20 protein-coding genes are annotated in these 19,495 nt (G+C 56.1%); 8 read left to right on the top strand and 12 right to left on the bottom strand.

What is annotated here, in order from left to right:
• Positions 1–13: 13 nt before the first annotated feature.
• From PanJK_RS20600 to nirB, 5 genes are all read right to left on the bottom strand, one after another.
• Positions 14–460: a hypothetical protein gene (locus PanJK_RS20600; protein WP_265302525.1), complete on the bottom strand. Its 447-nt coding sequence runs from the start codon at positions 458–460 to the stop codon at positions 14–16.
• 75 nt (positions 461–535) lie between these two features.
• A complete protein-coding gene (gene cysG, locus PanJK_RS20595) occupies positions 536–1,900 on the bottom strand; it encodes a siroheme synthase CysG (protein WP_265302524.1) in 1,365 nt (454 codons plus the stop codon).
• 43 nt (positions 1,901–1,943) lie between these two features.
• Positions 1,944–2,747: a nitrite transporter NirC gene (gene nirC / locus PanJK_RS20590; protein ID WP_265302523.1), complete on the bottom strand. Its 804-nt coding sequence runs from the start codon at positions 2,745–2,747 to the stop codon at positions 1,944–1,946.
• Positions 2,748–2,777: 30 nt separating this feature from the next.
• A complete protein-coding gene (gene nirD / locus PanJK_RS20585; RefSeq protein ID WP_265302522.1) occupies positions 2,778–3,104 on the bottom strand; it encodes a nitrite reductase small subunit NirD in 327 nt (108 codons plus the stop codon).
• Positions 3,101–5,641, bottom strand: a complete 2,541-nt coding sequence (gene nirB, locus PanJK_RS20580) for a nitrite reductase large subunit NirB (protein ID WP_265302521.1) — start codon at positions 5,639–5,641, stop codon at positions 3,101–3,103. The genes nirD and nirB overlap by 4 nt, the downstream gene beginning before the upstream one ends.
• Positions 5,642–5,876: 235 nt before the next feature.
• Here nirB and PanJK_RS20575 point away from each other — a divergent pair, with 235 nt between their 5' ends.
• Positions 5,877–7,160 carry a cytosine deaminase gene (locus PanJK_RS20575; RefSeq protein WP_265302520.1) on the top strand — a complete coding sequence of 428 codons (1,284 nt, stop codon included), beginning with the start codon at positions 5,877–5,879 and terminating at the stop codon, positions 7,158–7,160.
• Positions 7,161–7,193: 33 nt separating this feature from the next.
• Here PanJK_RS20575 and tsgA read toward each other — a convergent pair whose 3' ends face one another.
• The gene (gene tsgA / locus PanJK_RS20570) at positions 7,194–8,372 is read right to left on the bottom strand and encodes an MFS transporter TsgA (protein ID WP_008101801.1); all 1,179 of its coding nucleotides are present in this window, start codon (positions 8,370–8,372) and stop codon (positions 7,194–7,196) included.
• Positions 8,373–8,634: 262 nt separating this feature from the next.
• On the opposite strand from tsgA, the gene ppiA reads away from it, so the two are divergent.
• From ppiA to argD, 5 genes are all read left to right on the top strand, one after another.
• On the top strand, positions 8,635–9,207 hold the full coding sequence (gene ppiA / locus PanJK_RS20565) for a peptidylprolyl isomerase A (protein WP_008101803.1): 573 nt from the start codon (positions 8,635–8,637) through the stop codon (positions 9,205–9,207).
• A gap of 98 nt (positions 9,208–9,305) precedes the next feature.
• Positions 9,306–9,476 (top strand): YhfG family protein, encoded by a 171-nt coding sequence (locus tag PanJK_RS20560; RefSeq protein WP_256697652.1) that lies wholly within the window; start codon positions 9,306–9,308, stop codon positions 9,474–9,476.
• On the top strand, positions 9,466–10,059 hold the full coding sequence (locus tag PanJK_RS20555) for a putative adenosine monophosphate-protein transferase Fic (protein WP_256697651.1): 594 nt from the start codon (positions 9,466–9,468) through the stop codon (positions 10,057–10,059). Before PanJK_RS20560 ends, PanJK_RS20555 begins: the two co-directional genes overlap by 11 nt.
• A gap of 41 nt (positions 10,060–10,100) precedes the next feature.
• Positions 10,101–10,676 carry an aminodeoxychorismate synthase component II gene (locus tag PanJK_RS20550; protein ID WP_265302519.1) on the top strand — a complete coding sequence of 192 codons (576 nt, stop codon included), beginning with the start codon at positions 10,101–10,103 and terminating at the stop codon, positions 10,674–10,676.
• An 87-nt stretch (positions 10,677–10,763) separates the two neighbouring features.
• Positions 10,764–11,984, top strand: coding sequence for a bifunctional acetylornithine/succinyldiaminopimelate transaminase (gene argD, locus PanJK_RS20545; RefSeq protein WP_256697649.1), 1,221 nt, complete (start codon positions 10,764–10,766; stop codon positions 11,982–11,984).
• Here the strand turns inward: argD and PanJK_RS20540 are convergent.
• Entirely contained in the window at positions 11,981–14,059 is a 2,079-nt protein-coding gene (locus PanJK_RS20540) for a YccS/YhfK family putative transporter (RefSeq protein WP_265302518.1), read from the bottom strand. The two genes, argD and PanJK_RS20540, sit on opposite strands and share 4 nt — an antisense overlap.
• A gap of 58 nt (positions 14,060–14,117) precedes the next feature.
• The gene (crp, locus tag PanJK_RS20535) at positions 14,118–14,750 is read right to left on the bottom strand and encodes a cAMP-activated global transcriptional regulator CRP (protein ID WP_003852956.1); all 633 of its coding nucleotides are present in this window, start codon (positions 14,748–14,750) and stop codon (positions 14,118–14,120) included.
• 304 nt (positions 14,751–15,054) lie between these two features.
• Between crp and PanJK_RS20530 the strand changes: the two genes are divergently transcribed.
• Complete coding sequence (locus PanJK_RS20530; RefSeq protein ID WP_008101814.1) at positions 15,055–15,459, top strand: OsmC family protein; 405 nt, start codon at positions 15,055–15,057, stop codon at positions 15,457–15,459.
• Positions 15,460–15,510: 51 nt separating this feature from the next.
• Here the strand turns inward: PanJK_RS20530 and PanJK_RS20525 are convergent, their stop codons facing one another.
• From PanJK_RS20525 to PanJK_RS20515, 3 genes are all read right to left on the bottom strand, one after another.
• Positions 15,511–16,380 (bottom strand): phosphoribulokinase, encoded by an 870-nt coding sequence (locus PanJK_RS20525; protein ID WP_265302516.1) that lies wholly within the window; start codon positions 16,378–16,380, stop codon positions 15,511–15,513.
• 61 nt (positions 16,381–16,441) lie between these two features.
• Positions 16,442–16,660, bottom strand: coding sequence for a YheU family protein (locus PanJK_RS20520; protein ID WP_256697647.1), 219 nt, complete (start codon positions 16,658–16,660; stop codon positions 16,442–16,444).
• A gap of 2 nt (positions 16,661–16,662) precedes the next feature.
• A complete protein-coding gene (locus tag PanJK_RS20515; protein ID WP_265302515.1) occupies positions 16,663–17,679 on the bottom strand; it encodes a hydrolase in 1,017 nt (338 codons plus the stop codon).
• A gap of 60 nt (positions 17,680–17,739) precedes the next feature.
• Here PanJK_RS20515 and PanJK_RS20510 point away from each other — a divergent pair, with 60 nt between their 5' ends.
• Positions 17,740–18,342: a LysE family translocator gene (locus PanJK_RS20510; protein WP_008101822.1), complete on the top strand. Its 603-nt coding sequence runs from the start codon at positions 17,740–17,742 to the stop codon at positions 18,340–18,342.
• Between the two features lies 1 nt (position 18,343).
• Here the strand turns inward: PanJK_RS20510 and PanJK_RS20505 are convergent, their stop codons facing one another.
• Entirely contained in the window at positions 18,344–19,324 is a 981-nt protein-coding gene (locus PanJK_RS20505) for a LacI family DNA-binding transcriptional regulator (protein ID WP_265302514.1), read from the bottom strand.
• Positions 19,325–19,495: the final 171 nt, after the last annotated feature.

Below are 19,495 nucleotides of genomic sequence, written 5' to 3'. Positions count from 1 at the left end.
GACCCGCCGTTTTTTATTTGATGCGATGTAACGCCAGTTCCGCGCCATCCCAGAACAAGCGGGCGTTACCGTCTGCCAGCACGCTGATCACCGCGCCTGGCGCAGGTCCCCAAGCCTGGTTGCCACAGCTCACATTGAAGCCATAACGGAAGGTGAAATCACGATCCTGGCCTGCGCCATTGGCGGCGCTAAGACGTGGTTTAGCGTTGCAGTTATCGACGGAAGGATTGATGCTGCGCTCGGCTGTGCCGCGCGTCCAGGTTATCGCATTTGGCTTAAACGCCACGCGCGCGCCCATAAACTGCGGATCATTCTTGATATAGATCTGACCCATTTCCTTCTTTGGCTTTACTGCCACTACCTGCCATTCACCCACCACGTTCGACCAGGTAACGGGTGCAGCGGTAGCAACCACGCTCAACGGCAATAAAAACGCGCAAATCAGTGAAGCAACGCGCATGGAAACTCCTTATTGATGAGAAAGATGGCCTGTAGTCTGGCGACAAAGCGCAGCGCTGTACAGTTTTTTGCCGTGTCAGAACCAGCGTAACTGTGAACGCAGTTCCACTACGCGACCAACAATAATCAGAGCCGGACTGGCAAACTGCTGTGCCAGCGTTGCCAGTTCCGCCAGCGTTGCGGTCTCTACGCGCTGCTGCGGCGTGGTACCGTTCTGCACAATCGCCACCGGCATCGCGGCATCCATGCCGTGTTGCAACAGCTGCTGCTGGATTTCCGGCGCCTGTGCCAGCCCCATATAGAACACCAGCGTTTGCTGTTCTGCGGCCAGCTTGCGCCACTCGATTTCGCCATGCTGCTGCAAATGACCGGTGACGAAACGCACGCTCTGCGCGTGGTCGCGATGCGTCAGCGGAATGCCGCTGTAGGCGGAGCAGCCCGAGGCGGCCGTAATACCCGGCACCACGCTAAAAGGGATGTGGTGCTGCGCCAGCAGTTCCAGCTCTTCACCACCGCGGCCGAAGATAAAGGGATCGCCGCCTTTTAGTCGCACTACGCGCTTGCCGCTCTGCGCCTGCTCAAGTAAAACCTGGTTGATCTGCGATTGCGGTACGCAGTGATTGCCGGCTTGTTTGCCGACAAAGACGCGCTCCGCATCGCGGCGGACCAGATTGAGAATCGGCTCGGAGACTAAGCGGTCATACACCACCACATCGGCCTGCTGGATATGCTGCAAGCCTTTCAGCGTCAGCAGCCCCGCATCGCCCGGCCCGGCGCCCACCAGCACCACTTCGCCTTGCTGCGACAGCGGCGCATCGAACAGGGTTTCGACGATGTGTTCCGCGCGTGGCCGATCGCCATTCGCCAGGGTTTGCGCCAGCCGATCGCTGACGAAGAAGCGCTCCCAGAAAGCACGCCGCTGCGCCATGCTGTTAAAGGTACGTTTGACGCGACTGCGCAGCGATCCGGCTAATGACGCTAACTCACCAAGATGTTGTGGCAGCATCGCTTCGAGTTTTTCGCGCAGTAAACGCGCCAGCACCGGCGCGCGACCGCCAGACGACACGGCAATCATCAGCGGCGAACGATCGACAATCGATGGCATTATCGCGCTGGCTTCCTGCGGTGCATCCACCAGATTGCAGAAGATGCGGCGCAACTCCGCCGCATCGCCAACTTGCTGATTCACCGCATCATCATCGGTGGCGGCAATCACCAGCCAGCAATCTTCGAGCCAGTGCTCATCAAATGCGCCGGGTAATAAGGTCACCTTTCCCTGTTGTGCCCACTGCTGAAAAGCGGGGGAGAAATCCAGCGCGCCAACCTGCAAATCGGCACCAGCGTCCAGCAGCAAACGCGCCTTGCGTTCTGCTACATCGCCACCGCCCACCAGCAAACAGCGCTTGCCTTGCAGGCGGCAAAACAGCGGAAAGTAGTCCATAGCTCATCCTGAAAAAGCCCGCGTGAGGCGGGCTGAAAAAATGTTATGCCGTTTTGAGCGGCGCGGCTTGCGCTTCGGCCTGCGGGCGCTGCGTCTGCGGTGTGGCGTACCAATAACCGAGCCCCATCAGCACCATGCCGGAGAACATATTGCCCAGCGTCACCCACAGCAAATTGTGGCCGATGCCGCTCATTGTGAAGTCCGCATTATGCTGACCAAACCACGACAGCGCAAAGACCGTCATGTTGGCAATCGAGTGTTCGTAGCCGGAAGCGATGAACGCCAGCAAACACCACCAGATGGCGATGAACTTCGCCGTGCCTTCGGTACGCACCGCCATCCAAATCGCCAGACACACCAGCCAGTTACACAGCGCGCCTTTAAAGAACAGCGCCATGGTGGTCTGCGTGGTTTTCGCCAGCGCCGCGCTGTGCAGCAGCGATCCGGCATTCGGCAGCAGCGGACCTGCCGCATAGTAATAAATCAGCGCGACCAATACTGAACCGACAAGATTGCCCAGCCAGGTTTGCGGCAGCACGCACCACATCTGACCTTGCTTGATGCTGCCCGCTTTCACGCCGATAGTCAGGAACATGGTATGACCGGTGAACAACTCGGAACCGGCGATGATCACCAGCGTTAAGGCTATGCCGAAGGTCGCGCCCATCAGCAGCGGGCGATAAGCCGGCTCGACCAGATTGCCGAGCGTGAAGATCAGGATAATCGCCAGGCCAACATAGGCGCCCGCCATCGCCGAGCTGATCCAGAAGGCCAGCGGGCTGTGCTGCGCGGTACGCACAATGCGCGCCGCGTTGGCGGCGCATTTATTCAGGGTGTCAGTAAACATAGTGACGTCTCATAAAGTGAAGGAATGCAGTCAGGCGCAGATCTCAACCTTGCCATCGCTCACGCGCACTGGATAGCTCACCACCGAGCGCGCTTCGTCTTCCAGACAAAGGCCATCGCTCAGGCGGAAGCGCTGTTTCTTCAGCGGACTTGCCACCCACAGCGCCTGCTGGTGCTCGGCAATCAGGCCGCGTGACAACACGCTGGCCTGGGCGAAAGGATCGATATTGCTTAAGGCGTAGAGTTGCTCATCGTCACGCGGACGGAAGATAGCAATTTGCTGGCCGTTGATCAGCGCGCATACGCCGGTCGCAGGCAGAATTTGGCTGAGTTCACACACCGAATGCCACTGGCTCATGCGTCGATCTCCTCAATCAGAGTGACCGCAATGCGCTCGGCGGGTTGCGCCGGACGATGCTGATCGCGTTGGTTGATATGCTGTACCAGCGGATCGCGCCGATCGCTGTTGATAAAGGTATTGAAGTGCGACTGCTGCTGTGGGTTTTGTACCGTTGCGGTCCACTCACATTCCACCGCCGCACGCAGACGCGCCAGCTCGGTTTCCAGCTGTGTATTCAGGCCGAGTTTGTCATCGATAATTACGCTGCGCAGATAGTCGATGCCGCCGTCCATGCTTTCCAGCCACAGCGAGGTGCGCTGCAAGCGGTCGCCGGTGCGGATGTAGAACATCATGAAGCGGTCGAGGTAGCGCAGCAGCGTATCGCGATCGAGATCGGCGGCCAGCAAATCGGCGTGACGTGGCTTCATGCCGCCGTTGCCGCAGACATACAGGTTCCAGCCTTTCTCGGTGGCGATGATGCCAACGTCTTTGCCCTGCGCTTCGGCGCATTCACGTGTGCAGCCGGAGACGCCAAACTTCATCTTGTGCGGGGTGCGAATGCCTTTGTAGCGATGCTCAAGCTCAATGCCGAAGCCGAGGCTGTCGCCCACGCCAAAGCGGCACCAGACGCTGCCGACGCAGGTTTTCGCCATGCGCAGCGCTTTGGCATACGCTTGTCCGGTTTCAAAACCGGCATCGATCAGCTGCGTCCAGATAGCCGGCAGATCGTCGCGCTGCGCACCAAACAGGCCAATACGCTGCGAGCCGGTGATCTTGGTGTAGAGATTGTACTGGCGCGCCACGGCGCCAATCGCCATCAATCCTTCCGGCGTGATTTCACCGCCGGCCGAACGCGGGATCACCGAGTAAGTGCCATCTTTCTGGATATTGCCGAGGAACAGGTCGTTGCTGTCCTGCAGCGGTGCGAGCTGTGGCTTCAGCACATATTCGTTCCAGCAGGACGCCAGCAGCGAACCGACCGTCGGTTTACACACTTCGCAGCCGTAGCCCTGACCATATTTCGCCAGCAGCGCGTCGAATGATAAAATCTCTTCCACGCGAATCAGGTGATACAGCTCCTGACGCGAATAGGGGAAGTGCGCACACAAATGATTGTTAACTTCGATGCCCTGACGGCTCAGTTCAGCGTTCAGCACCTGAGTAATCAACGGAATACAGCCGCCGCAGCCGGTTCCGGCGCGGGTTTCGGTTTTCAGCGCCGCAACGGTGTGGCAACCGCCTTGCACCGCTTTGACGATATCGCCTTTGCTGACGTCGAAGCAGGAGCAGATTTGCGCGCTGTCCGGCAGCGCATCAGCGCCCATCACCGGTTTCTCGCCGCTGCCCGCAGGCAGGATCAGTAAGGCCGGATTTTCCGGTAACGCGATGTTATTCAGCGCCAGCTGCAGCAGATTGCCGTAATCGCTGGTGTCACCGACTAACACTGCGCCGAGCAGCGTGCGGTTATCTTCGCTAACGATCAGCCGCTTATAGATATTTTTCTGCTCGTCGAGCCACACGAAGCTGCGCGCGCCCGGCGTGCGGCCATGCGCATCACCAATGCCACCGACATCAACGCCCAGCAGTTTCAGCTTGGCGCTCATATCCGCGCCGGCAAACACGTTATCGCGGCCAACCAACCGGTCGCTGGCGACCTGCGCCATTTTGTAGCCCGGCGCGACTAAGCCATAAATACGGTTCTGCCAGGCGGCACATTCACCAATGGCGAAGATGTTTGCATCGCTGGTCTGGCAGTGATCGTCGATGGCGATACCGCCGCGTGCGCCCAGCTGCAGGCCGCACTGTTTGGCCAGCTTGTCCTGCGGGCGGATGCCGGTGGAGAAGACGATGAAATCGACCTCCAGCGCGCTGCCGTCAGCAAATTCCAGCGTTTTGCCGCCTTGTGGATGATGGACGATTTGCTGGGTGTTTTTGCCGGTGTGAACGAACACGCCCATCTGCTCAATCTTACGGCGCAGCTGTTCACCGCCTTGAGGATCAAGCTGTTCCGCCATCAGCACCGGTGCGAACTCAATGACGTGGGTTTCGACGCCGAGATTTTTCAGTGCGCCTGCTGCTTCCAGCCCTAGCAGGCCGCCGCCAATCACCGCGCCGCGTTTGCTGCGACGTGAACAGGCTTCAATGGCGTTGAGATCTTCAATGGTGCGATAGACATAGCAATCGCTGCCTTCCGCGCCTGTGATTGGCGGAATCCACGGATAAGAGCCGGTGGCGAAAATCAGCGTGTTGTAATGCACCGCGCGACCGGTATTCGAGTGAATCAGTTTTTCGTCGCGGTTGATGGTGATGGCGCGTTCGCCAAGCAGCAGATTAACCTGATGCTTTTCATAATAACCTTCGCGAACCAGCGAGAGTTCTTCGGCGGTGTGATGGGAAAAATAGGCGGAAAGGTGGACGCGGTCATAGGCGACGCGGGGCTCTTCACAGAAAACGGTTATCGCAAACTCACTGGATTGATCTTTGTCGATAAGTTCTTCTATAAAGCGGTGGCCGACCATGCCGTTGCCAATAATAACGACACTGTGCTTGCTCATGCTTGCCTCAAAAATTGCGGTATCTGCGCCTACCTTAACGCGGCGCTTTTGACGCTTATTGATGTACATCAAGCGCGCCCCTATATACCTATTTTGAGGTATGTAGCTGATTTTGAACGAATTAGTTAAGTGGCTTATTTGTTTGGTTATTGTTCTGGTCGCCATAAATAACGACCCTACGTTGGTTTCCCTTTTTCATGCTAGCTTTAGGCTTTGCGTTTAACAGGAGTACGGCATGGCAAACCCGTCACTGAAGTGGATCAACAACCTGCGCTTAGCGGGCCAGCAGGGCTTGTGGCAGATCGAAATCGATAACGGCAAGATTGCGCAGATTCGCCCGCAGCCGCCGCAAACCGCAGCACAGCCGGACTCGCTGGATGCGGAGGGCGGGCTGGCGAGCGCGCCATTTATCGAGCCGCATATTCATCTCGATACCACGCAAACCGCCGGCGAACCCGCCTGGAACCAATCCGGCACGCTGTTTGAAGGCATCGAACGCTGGGCGGAGCGCAAAGCGTTGTTGAGCCGTGACGATGTGAAACAGCGCGCGCAACAGACCTTGAAGTGGCAAATCGCCAACGGTATTCAGCATGTGCGTACTCACGTGGATGTCTCCGATCCCACGCTCACCGCGTTAAAGGCGATGCTGGAAGTGAAAGCGGAAATGGCGCCGTGGATCGATATCCAGATTGTGGCGTTTCCGCAGGAAGGCATTCTCTCTTATCCCAACGGTGAAGCGTTGCTGGAAGAGGCGCTGCGCATGGGCGCGGATGTGGTGGGCGCGATTCCGCACTACGAATTCACCCGCGAATACGGCGTGGAGTCGCTGCATAAAACCTTTGCGCTGGCTAATCGCTACGATCGGCTGGTGGATGTGCACTGCGACGAGATCGACGATGAGCAGTCGCGCTTTGTGGAAACCGTGGCGGCGCTGGCGCACCGTGATGGCAACGGTGAGCGCGTCACCGCCAGTCATACCACGGCGATGCACTCCTACAACAATGCCTATACGTCGCGGCTGTTCCGTCTGCTCAAGCTTTCTAACATCAACTTTGTTGCCAATCCGCTGGTGAATATCCATCTGCAAGGGCGCTTTGATAGCTATCCAAAACGTCGTGGCATCACGCGAGTGAAAGAGCTGCTGGAAGCAAACATCAACGTCTGTTTCGGGCACGATGATGTGTTCGATCCCTGGTATCCGCTCGGCACTGCCAGCATGTTGCAGGTGCTGCATATGGGATTGCATGTTTGCCAGTTGATGGGCTACGAGCAGATTAATAATGGCTTGCAGCTGATCACCACGAACAGCGCCAAGACCATGCAGCTGGCGAATTACGGTATTGAGGCAGGTAATGATGCCAGTTTGATTATTCTGCCGGCGGAGAGTGGATTTGATGCGGTGCGGCGGCAGGTGCCGGTACGTTATTCAGTGCGTAAAGGCGTGTTGGTGGCAGCGACGCAGCCCGCCAGCAGCGAGATCTATTTAGCGGAAAAAGAAGCGGTAACCTTCAAACGCTGAGGAGCAGGGCGGACCGAGGTCCGCCCATCAAACTTAGTGCGTTACGTGGCCGTGCTGGCGATGTTTGGTCACAAAGCCGAGCAGAACACACATCACAAACACCACGGCGTACAAACCGTTAGCGGTAGAGAGCGCGGCATGTGCGCCACCTTGTGCCACGATTGGGCCGGTCACCACGAACGTCAGCATGGTGCCGACGGTGCCGCAGGTCAGGATGAAGTTCACCAGCTTCGGTGAAGAGACCTTGGTTTGCAGCGATCCCAGCGTGATGATGGTGGTGTAAATCGCGCTTGAGCTGAAGCCCAGCGTCATGATGATCCAGTGCAGCATGCTGGCGTCTTTAGAGGTGACGAACCAGTACATCAAACCGGTTGCCAGTGCGGCCAGCACCATCAGGATGCGTTGCAGATCGAAGAAGCGCAGCACGAAGCTGAACACCCACATGCCGACCATGTACGCGGTCCAGAAGTTACCCACCAGCTGACCGGCAGCGGCGATATCCATGCCCATCGATTTGGTGGCGTATTCGGGCACCCATGAAATAAAGCCGAGCTGGCCGAGGATGTAGCACAGCGCCGCAATCGACAGGAACAGCACGCCGATGCCCCATTTCTCTTTCTCAACGCCTGGCTTAGCGGCTTCGCTTTTCAGTACCGGGAACTCAATGAACAGCGTCAGCACAAAGATGGCGACATAAATGATACCGATGCAGGCGTACACCCAATACCACGGCAGCGCGCGCGCCAGCAGAATACCGGCGATGATCGGGAAGATGGTGCCCGCCATGCTGAAGAACGAATCGGTAAACAGCAGACGTGCGCCACGCTGACGGCCATCGTACAGATGAGTGATCAGGAAAGTACCGATCGACATGGTGATGCCGCTCACCACGCCGAGAATGAACATGCACAGCGAGAAAACGGTGAGATCGTGGCTGGTCATCAGACCCGCAACGGCGAGAATCATCAGCACGAAGCCAAAGATCAGCTGACGCTTCAACGGCACAATCACCATCAGCCAGGCGTTCAGGAACACCGACACCAAAATGCCCGCATTAAGGAATGTGAAGGTGTTGCTCATTTCTGAAATAGGGCGCTGGAAATACTGCGCGATATTGTCCAGCACCATACCGGTAACGATCACCAGTGCGCCAGTGAGCGCATAGGAGAAATAGCTAATCCAGGTAAGGCCAATGCGATTACGGTTTGTCATGTTCTGAACCTGTTAAGCGCCGAGATTGGCAAAAAGTGTCATGAATTGTAAGTGTTGCTGTGATCTTAATAAACAACGAGTGTAACAAGGCGGAAATATTTCATTGAGAGTGTGATTTTCGTCACGCAAATGATTGCGTGGCGGCAAAAGTATGACAATAGCAACATCCGCGTAAATATCGGTAAAACGCTGGCTCTTGGATCACATGCTCTTTACAATCAATCTCGTTTTTGAGCTAGCTCTCCATGGTAAGGAATCTTTCATGCTTAAACGTACTTTGACAGCGGCGGTTGCCCTGTTAGCGCTCTCTTCTGTATCTTCTGCCGCGCTTGCCGCAAAAGGGGATCCACATGTGCTGCTCACCACCTCTGCGGGCAATATTGAACTCGAGCTTAACAACCAGAAAGCCCCGGTTTCGGTGAAAAACTTCGTTGATTACGTCAATAATGGTTTTTACAACAACACCATTTTCCACCGCGTGATCCCTGGTTTTATGATTCAGGGCGGCGGCTTCACTACCGATATGCAGCAGAAGCAAACGGTAGCGCCGATCAAGAACGAAGCTGACAACGGCTTGCGTAATCTGCGCGGCACCATTTCGATGGCGCGTACCGCAGATAAAGATAGCGCCACCAGCCAGTTCTTCCTCAACGTAGCCGACAACGCCTTCCTCGATCACGGTCAGCGTGATTTCGGTTATGCGGTGTTTGGTAAAGTTGTGAAAGGCCAGGATGTGATCGACAAGATTGCGCAGGTCCCGACTAAAGATGTCGGTCCGTACCAAAATGTGCCGTCAAAACCGATTGTTATCCTCTCCGCCAAAGTCCTGCCTTAATTCTGAAACGCGCCGTTTTTCACTGGCGCGCCATTTGCTCTCCGGCAAAGCAAAAAATTGCTGCTTATACTTAGGGCTCACTGCTTGCCGGAGGCGCTATGACTAGCAAACTCACTGAGAAACAGAAAGCCACTTTGTGGCAGCAGCGCCGTGCTGCGAGCTACCAATCCAGCTGTCGACTGGCCGGATATTCCTATAGTGAAGCTCTTATCGATGCCGAACATGCTGAGGAGCGACTTGAGTCGCTGAGGAGGCAATATGGTGGATAACAGCTTAGCAGTACGCGATCCCTATTTGTGGCACAACGACAATGTGTTGAAGAATCGCCTCGATATTCATGATGAAGCCCAACTGCGTAAAGCGGAACTGGCGTTCAGCGCCGCGCGCCTGGCGACAGTAGAACTTGGCCAGCGCAGCATCGGTTTGCCACGTCTTTGCCATATTCATCGCACGCTGTTTCAGGATCTCTACAGCTGGGCAGGAGAATTGCGCACCATCGATATCTGGCGCGATGAAACGCCGTATTGTCATTGCGAATATATCGAGAAAGAAGGCAATACGCTGATGCAGGCGCTGGAGGAAGAGCGCGGCCTGGCTGACCTTGAGCAGGAAGCGTTCGTGGCGCGTATCGCACATTATTACTGTGAGATCTTCGTGCTGCATCCGTTCCGCGCCGGCAATGGCCGCGCGCAGCGCATCTTCTTCGAACAGTTGGCACTGCATGCCGGTTATCAGCTTTCCTGGGAAACGCTCGAACGCGATGCGTGGCGCGCTGCGATCTCGGCGGGCGTCGCCGGCGATCTGGCACCGCTTACCGCGCAGTTTGCGAAAGTGGTGAGCCCGGCGAACTAAAATAGGTAGAATAGCGCCGCTTTTACTGGCCTGAGGGCGCTATGCTGCTGCTAATCGATAACTACGACTCCTTCACCTGGAATCTCTACCAGTACTTTTGCGAACTGGGCGCGGAGGTGCGCGTGGTGCGTAACGACGCCATTACGCTGGATGAGATGCAAGCGCTGCCGCTGACGCATCTGGTGATTTCGCCGGGTCCGTGTACGCCGGATCAATCGGGCATTTCGCTTTCGGCGATTCGCCATTTCGCCGGGCACGTGCCGATCCTCGGCGTTTGCCTTGGGCATCAGGCGATTGCGCAAGCCTATGGCGCACAGGTGGTGCGCGCGCGCCAGGTGATGCATGGCAAAACCTCCCTGATCCAGCACACCAACCAAGGTGTGTTTCGCGATCTGAATAATCCGCTTACCGTGACGCGCTATCACTCATTGATTGTGGCGCGCGATACGCTGCCCGCTGAGTTTGAAGTCACCGCGTGGACCCTGCGCGACGGCCAGCCGGATGAGATCATGGGTTTCCGCCATCGCACTTTGCCGCTGGAAGGCGTGCAGTTCCATCCGGAAAGCATCCTCAGTGAGCAAGGGCATCAGCTGCTGGCTAATTTCCTCAACGCGTAACTTATGTTTGCCTTCGTGTGATTTTTTATGCATATTTTGTGATTATATTTTCACATCAGCTCAACAAATAACCCGATGAGGTCATCAATGGCAGCGGAAAAACTAGCGGTAACCCGGGAAACGTTCGATAACGTTATTTTGCCTGTTTATGCACCTGCGCAGTTTGTGCCGGTAAAAGGTAAAGGCAGCCGAGTGTGGGATCAGCAGGGCAAAGAGTATATCGATTTCTCTGGCGGCATCGCGGTGACTGCATTGGGCCATTGTCATCCGGCGCTGGTGGAAACGCTGAAAACCCAGGGCGAAACCTTGTGGCACACCAGCAACGTGTTCACCAACGAACCAGCGCTGCGTCTGGCGAGTAAATTGATTGCCGCGACCTTTGCCGATCGGGTGTTTTTCGGTAACTCCGGCGCGGAAGCCAACGAAGCAGCATTCAAGCTGGCGCGTTATTACGCCTGCAAAAAACACAGCCCGTTCAAAAGCAAAATTATCGCCTTCCATAACGCCTTCCACGGCCGCACGCTGTTCACCGTGTCGGTTGGCGGCCAGCCGAAATACTCCGATGGCTTCGGTCCAAAACCGGCGGATATCGTGCATGTGCCGTTCAACGATCTCAATGCGGTAAAAGCGGTGATTGATGATCACACCTGCGCCATCGTGGTCGAGCCGATTCAGGGCGAAGGCGGCGTAATGCCGGCCACGCCAGAGTTTATGCAAGGTCTGCGCGCGCTGTGCGATGAACACAATGCGCTGCTGGTGCTGGATGAAGTGCAGAGCGGTATGGGACGTAGCGGCAAACTGTTTGCGTATGAGCATTACGGTATCAAGCCCGATATTATTACCAGCGCGAAAGCGCTGGGCGGCGGTTTCCCGGTGAGCGCGATGTTGACTACCAACGAAATCGCCTCGGTGATGGCGCCGGGCGTTCACGGTACCACTTACGGCGGCAATCCGCTGGCCTGTGCCATCGCTGAAACGGCGCTGGATATCATCAACACGCCAGAAGTACTGGAAGGCGTTGAAGCACGTCGTCAGCAGTTCGTTGAAGCGCTGCAAGCCATCGACAGCAAATTCGCTATCTTCAGCGAGATTCGTGGCAAAGGGCTGCTGATTGGTGCCGCGCTGAAGCCGCAGTTCGCCAGCAAAGCGCGTGACATCCTCAACGCTTCCGCAGCGGAAGGGCTGATGATTCTCACCGCCGGTACCGACGTGATCCGTTTTGTGCCGTCGCTGGTGATTGAACCTACCGATATCGCCGAAGGCATGACGCGTTTCGCCAGCGCGATTGAAAAGGTGCTGGCCGCTTAATCCGCTTTCGGACGTAACACCTTGAGCCAGCGGCCATGATGCGGTCGCTGGCTCCACGCCAGCGAAGAGATGGTGTGCATCACGTTGAGGTGCTGCAAAATCCGCTTCACATGCTGTTCGACAATCGTCACCGGCCCTTCATTGAGATTCTCCGGTGCTTCCAGAATATTGCTGTCGTTGCCCGGCCCATCATACGCCAGTCGCTGCTGACAACGCTGCAGCGCGATTTCACAGGATTGCAGATAACGTTCCGCCAGCTTGGCCGTCAACATGGTGTGCTCACGCGCCAGAATCGTCATGGCGTTAATATGCTCGACGATGAACTGACTGTGCGTAACCCACATGCGCATATCTTTCAGGTATTGCAGATTAAAGCCTGGTTCGCTCGATGCCTGGTTCAATGAGTTGAACAGCGCGTTGTGCGCCTGATTAACCTTCATGCGCTGATAAGCCAGTTTCTCCGGCGACTGTTCCGGGCCTAACAGCATTCGCAGCGCTTCCTGATAGGCTTCCAGCGCATCGTGCGCGTTCTTGCGCAGCAGTCCGCTTTGCCACTGTGGCCACAGCCAAATCATCCCGGCGAAGGCAATCAAACAGCCCATCAAGGTATCCATCATGCGCGGCAGCAGAAACTGTGCGCCGTTGAGCGACAGCAGCTGCAGCGAATACACCGCCGTGACGGTGAAGCCAATCATCGACCAGCCGTAATATTTCCGCGTGATCAGATAACTCGCCAGCGTGATCCCTAGCATAAACAGCAGCGTGATCGATTCCGGCACCGCCAGCTGGAGCGACGCGGCGGCGATCAGCAATCCGGCAAAAGTGCCCAGCGCACGGTGCTGGATGCGCACGCGCGTCGCGCTGTAACCGTTCTGGCTGACGAACATGATGGTCATCAGAATCCAGTAAGGTTTGGGAATGTTGAAGAACAGCGCCAGCGCGCTGCCAAACATCAGCATCACGGCAAAGCGTGCCGCGGTGCGTAACGCGGTGGATTTGAATGACAGATAACTGCGCAGCGCCGGTAATAGCGGTAAGCGGCGCTGGCGATCGGCCATCAGGTCTCGCGTGTAGAGCGGTTTCTGCGTACGCAACACGCGGGCGATGCGGCTGAAGTGATACAGGCAGAAGTTGCCGACCGGATTATCCGGATGCTGGCGCGCAATTTTCTCCAGCGCGCCGAGCTGTTTCTCCATGTGAAAACGATCCGGCAGCTGATGGTAGAGAATCGCATCCGCCAGCACGCGCAGCCGCGCCGAGATGATTTTGGCGTTCCAGCGAATCACCGCTTCGGCGTGGCTCTCCTCAACCAGCTTCTGCACCTCTTCGGGCTGATGCAAACTCACCGAGATGTGTTCCTGTAAATCCAGCGCCACCTGGAAAGCGCGCGTCAGGCGTTTGTGGCTGTTATCGCGGCTCGCCGACAGCATGTGCATTTGCTGGTAACAGGTGGTGATGAGATCGACTGCCTTTTGCTGGCGCGCCAGCAGCGGCGGCAGCGCTTTCTCCGGATCGGTCAACTGCGTCAGTAAGGTGTATTTAGCATCGCAATAATCGGCCAGCTCGCGGAACAGCAGGCTGAGCGACTCGCGCATCGGCTGCTCTTTCCACAGCCAGAACCAGAACCAGTTGAACAAGCCGTACCACAGCGTGCCGCCAATGTAGAGCAGCGGCGGCACCCATATCGGCATACGTCCCACTAAGCTGAGCGTAAAGATGGCGGCGATGAGTGTGGCAGGCAGCAGGCGTGCATGCAGCGGACCGATTTCGCCGGTCACGCCAATCAGCAGCGGCAGCGCCAGCAAAATCAGCGGCAGCGGAATCTGGTAAGCGGTGAGGATTTGCATCAGGAAACTGCCGGTGGCAAACAGCGAACCACCCACAATCAGGCGTTTGAAGAAGCGTTTGTGCGGCGTATCCAGACCCGCCATGTTGCAGCAGGCCGGCACTAACGAGAACAGCAGCCCTTTTTGCAGATCGCCAAACAGCCAGCCGAGAGCCACAGGCAGGCACAGCACCAGCGTTTGCCGCAGCGCATAGTTAACTTCGGGATGATAGATGATTCGACGCCACATCAGCTCATCGCAAATAGAAACGGCGCGATGTTGCCATCACGCCGTGGGTGAGAAGAAATTAGCGGGTGCCGTAAACGACGATGGTTTTACCGTGTGCAGAGATCAGGTTCTGATCTTCCAGCATTTTCAGGATACGACCCACGGTTTCGCGTGAGCAGCCCACGATCTGACCAATCTCCTGACGGGTGATTTTGATTTGCATCCCGTCTGGGTGAGTCATCGCATCTGGCTGTTTGGCCAGATTTAGCAGCGTTTGCGCGATACGTCCGGTGACATCGAGGAAGGCAAGGTTGCCCACTTTCTCAGATGTCACTTGCAGACGACGCGCCATTTGCGACGAAAGTCGCATTAAAATATCCGGGTTTACCTGAATCAGCTGACGGAATTTTTTGTATGAAATTTCAGCCACTTCGCAGGCAGACTTCGCACGTACCCAGGCACTACGTTCCTGGCCTTCTTCGAAAAGACCGAGTTCGCCGATGAAATCTCCCTGATTGAGGTAGGAGAGAATCATCTCTTTGCCTTCTTCATCTTTAATCAGTACCGCTACGGAACCTTTTACGATGTAGTACAGCGTTTCCGCTTTCTCACCCTGATGGATGAGCGTGCTTTTGGATGGATATTTGTGAATATGGCAATGGGACAGGAACCATTCGAGTGTAGGGTCTGTTTGCGGTTTGCCGAGAACCATTCGCTATTATCCTCTGTTGTAATCGTGCCCAAAACACAGGGGGCATTTTTCCCTGTCAGGCGGTTTAATCGTCGAGCGTTTCCAGTAAAGGAAAAATTATTCCGGGTGGACTCTTAAGCTACGCTTTTGATTCTTCCGGCCTTCGTCTGTGATGACGAAAATATTTTCAGCACTGTTTGTAGCACAGCTTTTGCGAGCTGTCTTGTGTTGTCTCGCTTCAGCAGAAGGGGGATTACTCTGGATTGCTGTTTGTCAGGTGAAAGCGTACTCTGGCGGCAAAACCGCCGCTTCAGGAGAGAGAATAATGCAGGCACGAGTGAAATGGGTGGAAGGTCTTACCTTTCTCGGAGAATCCTCATCTGGCCATCAGGTATTAATGGACGGTAATTCCGGTGATAAAGCGCCAAGTCCAATGGAGATGGTGCTGATGGCCGCGGGCGGCTGTAGCGCCATTGATGTGGTGTCGATCCTGCAAAAAGGGCGCAGCGATGTGGCGGATTGCGAAGTGAAACTCACTTCAGAACGCCGTGAAGAAGCGCCACGCATTTTTACCACCATCAACCTGCATTTTATCGTCAGCGGCAAAGCGTTGAGCGATAAAGCGGTTGCGCGCGCGGTTGACCTGTCAGCGGAAAAATATTGCTCGGTGGCGATCATGCTGGGTAAAGGCGTGGAAATTACCCACAGCTATGAGGTTGTCGAGTTGTAATCGGTCGTAGGGGAGGCATTCATGCCTCCCTTTTCACCGCCCGCACCAAACCTATTCAATCCGCTTCCCTTCAATCAGTCGCTGTACCAGCGGCAGCATAATCAGCTCCATCGCCAATCCCATTTTGCCGCCCGGCACCACCAGGGTATTGATGTGGGAAATAAACGATCCCTGAATCATCGCCAGCAGATAGGGGAACGCGATGCCTTCCAGGCCACGGAAATGAATCACCACGAAGCTTTCGTCGAGCGAGGGAATTTCGCGGGCGGCAAACGGGTTTGAGGTATCAACGGTCGGCACGCGCTGGAAGTTAATGTGGGTGCGCGAGAACTGCGGCGTGATGAAGTTAATGTAATCCTCCATCGAACGTACCACCGAATCCATTACTGCTTCGCGTGAATGGCCGCGCTCGCCGGTGTCACGCACTAGCTTCTGAATCCACTCAAGGTTAACAATCGGCACCACACCAACCAGCAGATCGACATGCTCCGCCACATTTTGCTGCTGCGTCACCACGCCGCCGTGCAAACCTTCATAAAACAGCACATCGGTGTTTTCCGGCAGCGGCTGCCACGGCGTGAACGTGCCCGGCACCTGATTCCACGGCACCGCTTCATCGTAGGTGTGCAGATATTTGCGTGATTCGCCGAGGCCGGTTTGACCGTAATGTTTGAACGTCTGCTCTAATAGACCGAAATCATTGGCTTCCGGGCCGAAGTAGCTGATATGGCGACCGAGATCGCGTGCTTTGCGGATCGCCATGTCCATTTCCGGACGCGTGAAGCGATGGAAACTGTCGCCCTCGAGTTCCGCCGCATGCAGGTTCAGCTGCTGGAAAATCTTACGGAAGGCGAGGCTGGTGGTGGTGGTTCCGGCGCCGCTGGAACCGGTGATGGCAATAATTGGATGCCTGGCTGACATAACAGAGCTCCCTGTGAAGTCCGGCGATGAGCATTGTTACCACGAATTGCCGCGGGGTGCATCAGCCGCGAAATTCACCCTTCGGCATAATATTGATCGATTCATGCAGTTCCGACCACACCAGCACCACGTCGCCGCGCTCCAGCTGGCGGCGCACGTCGGCGACTTTTTGCAGCAAACTGCGTTCCTGCTCGCCGTAATCGGTGCCTTCGCGTAACACGAAGGTTTCAATCAGATTTTCCAGCGTCTCCGCTTCGAGTTGTTGCCAGGGAATAATCACTATTACACATCCAGATAAGTTGAGAGCCAGTCGGGCACGCGTTGTTCCAGCCACATTTTCGGTTTAAGCAAGGTGCCGCCGACAAAGCCGACATGGCCACCTTGCTGCGTCAGCTGATACTGAATGGAGGCTGACAGCTGGTCAGGTTGCGGGATCACGGCATCAGTCATAAAGGGATCATCCTGCGCATGAATGATCAGCAGCGGTTTACGCACGCCAGTGAGCAACGGCATCGCGCTGGCTTGTTGATAATAGTCGCTGGCGTCAATAAAACCGTGCGCACGTGCCGTTATGGCATCATCGAATTCGCGTAAGCGGCGGAAAGCGCGTAACTGGCTGAGATCGACCGGCAGCGTGCCGGGCCAGGCGTGCAGTTTGCGCGTAGCGTTCTTTTTTAGCCGCGTCAGCAAATAGTGCTGATAGAAGCGAGAAAAGCCAACATCCAATTTGCCGCTGCACGGTTCCAGTGCCAGTGGCGCTGAGATGGCGATGCCGGCATCAATCGGCACATCGTGACCTCGCTGACCCAGCAGGCAAGCGAGCATGTTGCCGCCCAGCGAAACGCCGACTGCAGCGGTCGGCACGCTGCCCCATTCACGCTGCAGCCAGTTAAGGAAGTAGGTGGCATCTTCGGTTTCACCGGAGTGATAGATGCGCTTCAAGCGATTAGGCTCGCCGCTGCAGCCGCGAAAGTGCATCACCACCGCCAGCCAGCCGCGCGCCTGACACGCCTGCATCAGGCCATGCGCATACGGGCTGCGAAAGTTGCCTTCCAGGCCGTGAAACATCACCATGCGCGGCTTGTGACGTGCCTGCGCCGGATCTTCGCTCCACGCTAAATCGACAAAATCGCCGTCCGGCAGGTCAAGACGCTGCCAGTGCGGACGCAACGTGACGCGGCGGCGCAGAATACGCGGCAGCAGTGTTTGCAAATGCGCGTTACTGAATCCGCGCAGGGGGGTAAAGCGCTCGCCGCTGGGGCGATCAAAATAGCTTGGGTAAAGGCTTGTCTGATGCATAAGTCGCTGATAGCTTCGATGGGTTGTTCGCTTTACTGGGTGAGGAGCACCCGAATATACATGGAACTGAGTCTTTTTTTATCAATGTTAGGTTTTCTTTGGGTCGCGGCCATCACGCCCGGGCCCAATAATATGTTACTTACCGCCTCGGGTGCTAATTTTGGCTTCCTGCGCACCATTCCGCTGCTCATTGGTATCATGATTGGTATGCAAGTCATGTTGCTGATGGTGGCATTCGGCATCGGCGGTCTCATCCTGCTTTATCCCTCGCTGCATCTGATTCTGAAGATTGCCGGTAGCCTTTATCTGCTGTGGCTGGCGTGGAAAATCGCCAGCGCCGAGTATGAAAAGCTGGAAACCGATGATGTGACGGTGAAGCAGATGCCGTTCTGGCAAGGCGGCTTGCTGCAGCTGATCAACCCGAAAGCCTGGCTCATGGCCCTCGGCGCAGTGGCCAGCTTCAGCCTGGCAGGCAGCGAATATCTGCATTCGGTGCTGGCCATTAGCCTCGGCATGTTCATGGTGAACGTGGTTTCTGGGGTGATCTGGATGGGCTTTGGCTCGCTGATTGGACGTCTGCTGCGCAGCCCGCGCGCGTGGAAAATGTTCAATCTGGCGATGGGCTTGCTCACCGCCGCGTGCGTATTGCTGATTTGGCGCTGAATTAACTGGAAGCGCGTTCAACGCGCTTCCACGGCAACACTTCATGAACCACCGACGAGTTGGGTTGGCGGATGCGTTGGACCAGCAGCTGTACGCTGCGCGCGCCCATGCGATTCATCGGTTGCTCAATCGTCGTCAGCGGTGGATTCAAACTGCTGGTAAAGTTGATGCCATCAAATCCTACCACCGCTAAATCTTCCGGCACGCGCAAGCCCGCCTCCAACGCCGCGTGTATTACGCCAACCGCCAACACATCTGATACCGCGAATACCGCATCCGGCCGTTCCGGCTGCGTCAGCAGTTCGCGCAATGCCGCACTACCCGCTTCACAGGTGATATTCTCGGCGTAGGCCACACCGCACCAGCTGAGATCCAGCTGCTCCAGCGCCGCACGATATCCCTCTTCACGCTTATGTGAATAGAGGTAACGCATATCACAGTTCACCAGCGCAATGCGGCGTCGGCCTTTGTTCGCCAGATAACGCACGGTTTCGCAAGCCGCTTCTTCATTATCAATCGCCACACTTGAGGCGGCGATCGCCGGATCGTATTCGGCACACTGAACCCAAGGCGCATCGCCAATCAATTCTTTCAACTCTTGCAGGGTACTGGCGGCATCCATGGTGATCACGCCATCCACCACTTTGCCACTCAGTAGCGCAATGTAAGCCGCTTCGCGTCGCAATTGCGATCCTGAGTTACACAGCAGAATGTGGTAACCCTGCGCTTCCGCTTCGGCTTCAATGCCCTGAACCACGCGTGAGCAGAACGGATTGGTGATGTCGGGAATCAGCACTAACAGCATATGGCTTTGTGAGGTGCGCAGCTGGCGCGCCAGTAAGTTGGGTTGATAGTCGCAGATGTCGATGGCCGCCAGCACTTTGGCGCGCGTATCCGGGCGCACGCCGGGATTCTGGTTCAAAACCCGTGAAACGGTGGCTTTGGACACACCAGCCAGGTGTGCGACTTTCTCAATCGACATGGATTCAAGACCGTAAGTAAAAAGTGAAAAATGAGATGTCTATCAATATCACAGCTGCCATGTGAGCGCGTGACATATTTACCGATTTCCCTTCTCTTTCCATTTGCACTTTCTGCATAGCCTTGCCCAATGTTGATCTAAGAACCGATCGTCATTAGGGATAATTTTTAA

The organism is Pantoea sp. JK (assembly GCF_026130245.1).
In the GTDB taxonomy this organism is placed as follows: Bacteria; Pseudomonadota; Gammaproteobacteria; order Enterobacterales; family Enterobacteriaceae; genus Pantoea; species Pantoea trifolii.
This window is presented reverse-complemented; position numbering and strand designations above follow the sequence as displayed.

Coding starts and splice junctions, on each gene's coding strand:
- tsgA (WP_008101801.1), bottom strand. CDS start 8,372: ATGACAAACCGTAATCGCATTGGCCTTACCTGGATTAGCTATTTCTCC.
- PanJK_RS20525 (WP_265302516.1), bottom strand. CDS start 16,380: ATGTCAGCCAGGCATCCAATTATTGCCATCACCGGTTCCAGCGGCGCC.
- PanJK_RS20540 (WP_265302518.1), bottom strand. CDS start 14,059: ATGTGGCGTCGAATCATCTATCATCCCGAAGTTAACTATGCGCTGCGG.
- PanJK_RS20510 (WP_008101822.1), top strand. CDS start 17,740: ATGGAACTGAGTCTTTTTTTATCAATGTTAGGTTTTCTTTGGGTCGCG.
- nirC (WP_265302523.1), bottom strand. CDS start 2,747: ATGTTTACTGACACCCTGAATAAATGCGCCGCCAACGCGGCGCGCATT.
- crp (WP_003852956.1), bottom strand. CDS start 14,750: ATGGTTCTCGGCAAACCGCAAACAGACCCTACACTCGAATGGTTCCTG.
- PanJK_RS20530 (WP_008101814.1), top strand. CDS start 15,055: ATGCAGGCACGAGTGAAATGGGTGGAAGGTCTTACCTTTCTCGGAGAA.
- ppiA (WP_008101803.1), top strand. CDS start 8,635: ATGCTTAAACGTACTTTGACAGCGGCGGTTGCCCTGTTAGCGCTCTCT.
- PanJK_RS20600 (WP_265302525.1), bottom strand. CDS start 460: ATGCGCGTTGCTTCACTGATTTGCGCGTTTTTATTGCCGTTGAGCGTG.
- nirD (WP_265302522.1), bottom strand. CDS start 3,104: ATGAGCCAGTGGCATTCGGTGTGTGAACTCAGCCAAATTCTGCCTGCG.
- PanJK_RS20555 (WP_256697651.1), top strand. CDS start 9,466: ATGGTGGATAACAGCTTAGCAGTACGCGATCCCTATTTGTGGCACAAC.
- PanJK_RS20505 (WP_265302514.1), bottom strand. CDS start 19,324: ATGTCGATTGAGAAAGTCGCACACCTGGCTGGTGTGTCCAAAGCCACC.
- PanJK_RS20560 (WP_256697652.1), top strand. CDS start 9,306: ATGACTAGCAAACTCACTGAGAAACAGAAAGCCACTTTGTGGCAGCAG.
- nirB (WP_265302521.1), bottom strand. CDS start 5,641: ATGAGCAAGCACAGTGTCGTTATTATTGGCAACGGCATGGTCGGCCAC.
- PanJK_RS20515 (WP_265302515.1), bottom strand. CDS start 17,679: ATGCATCAGACAAGCCTTTACCCAAGCTATTTTGATCGCCCCAGCGGC.
- PanJK_RS20550 (WP_265302519.1), top strand. CDS start 10,101: ATGCTGCTGCTAATCGATAACTACGACTCCTTCACCTGGAATCTCTAC.
- cysG (WP_265302524.1), bottom strand. CDS start 1,900: ATGGACTACTTTCCGCTGTTTTGCCGCCTGCAAGGCAAGCGCTGTTTG.
- argD (WP_256697649.1), top strand. CDS start 10,764: ATGGCAGCGGAAAAACTAGCGGTAACCCGGGAAACGTTCGATAACGTT.
- PanJK_RS20575 (WP_265302520.1), top strand. CDS start 5,877: ATGGCAAACCCGTCACTGAAGTGGATCAACAACCTGCGCTTAGCGGGC.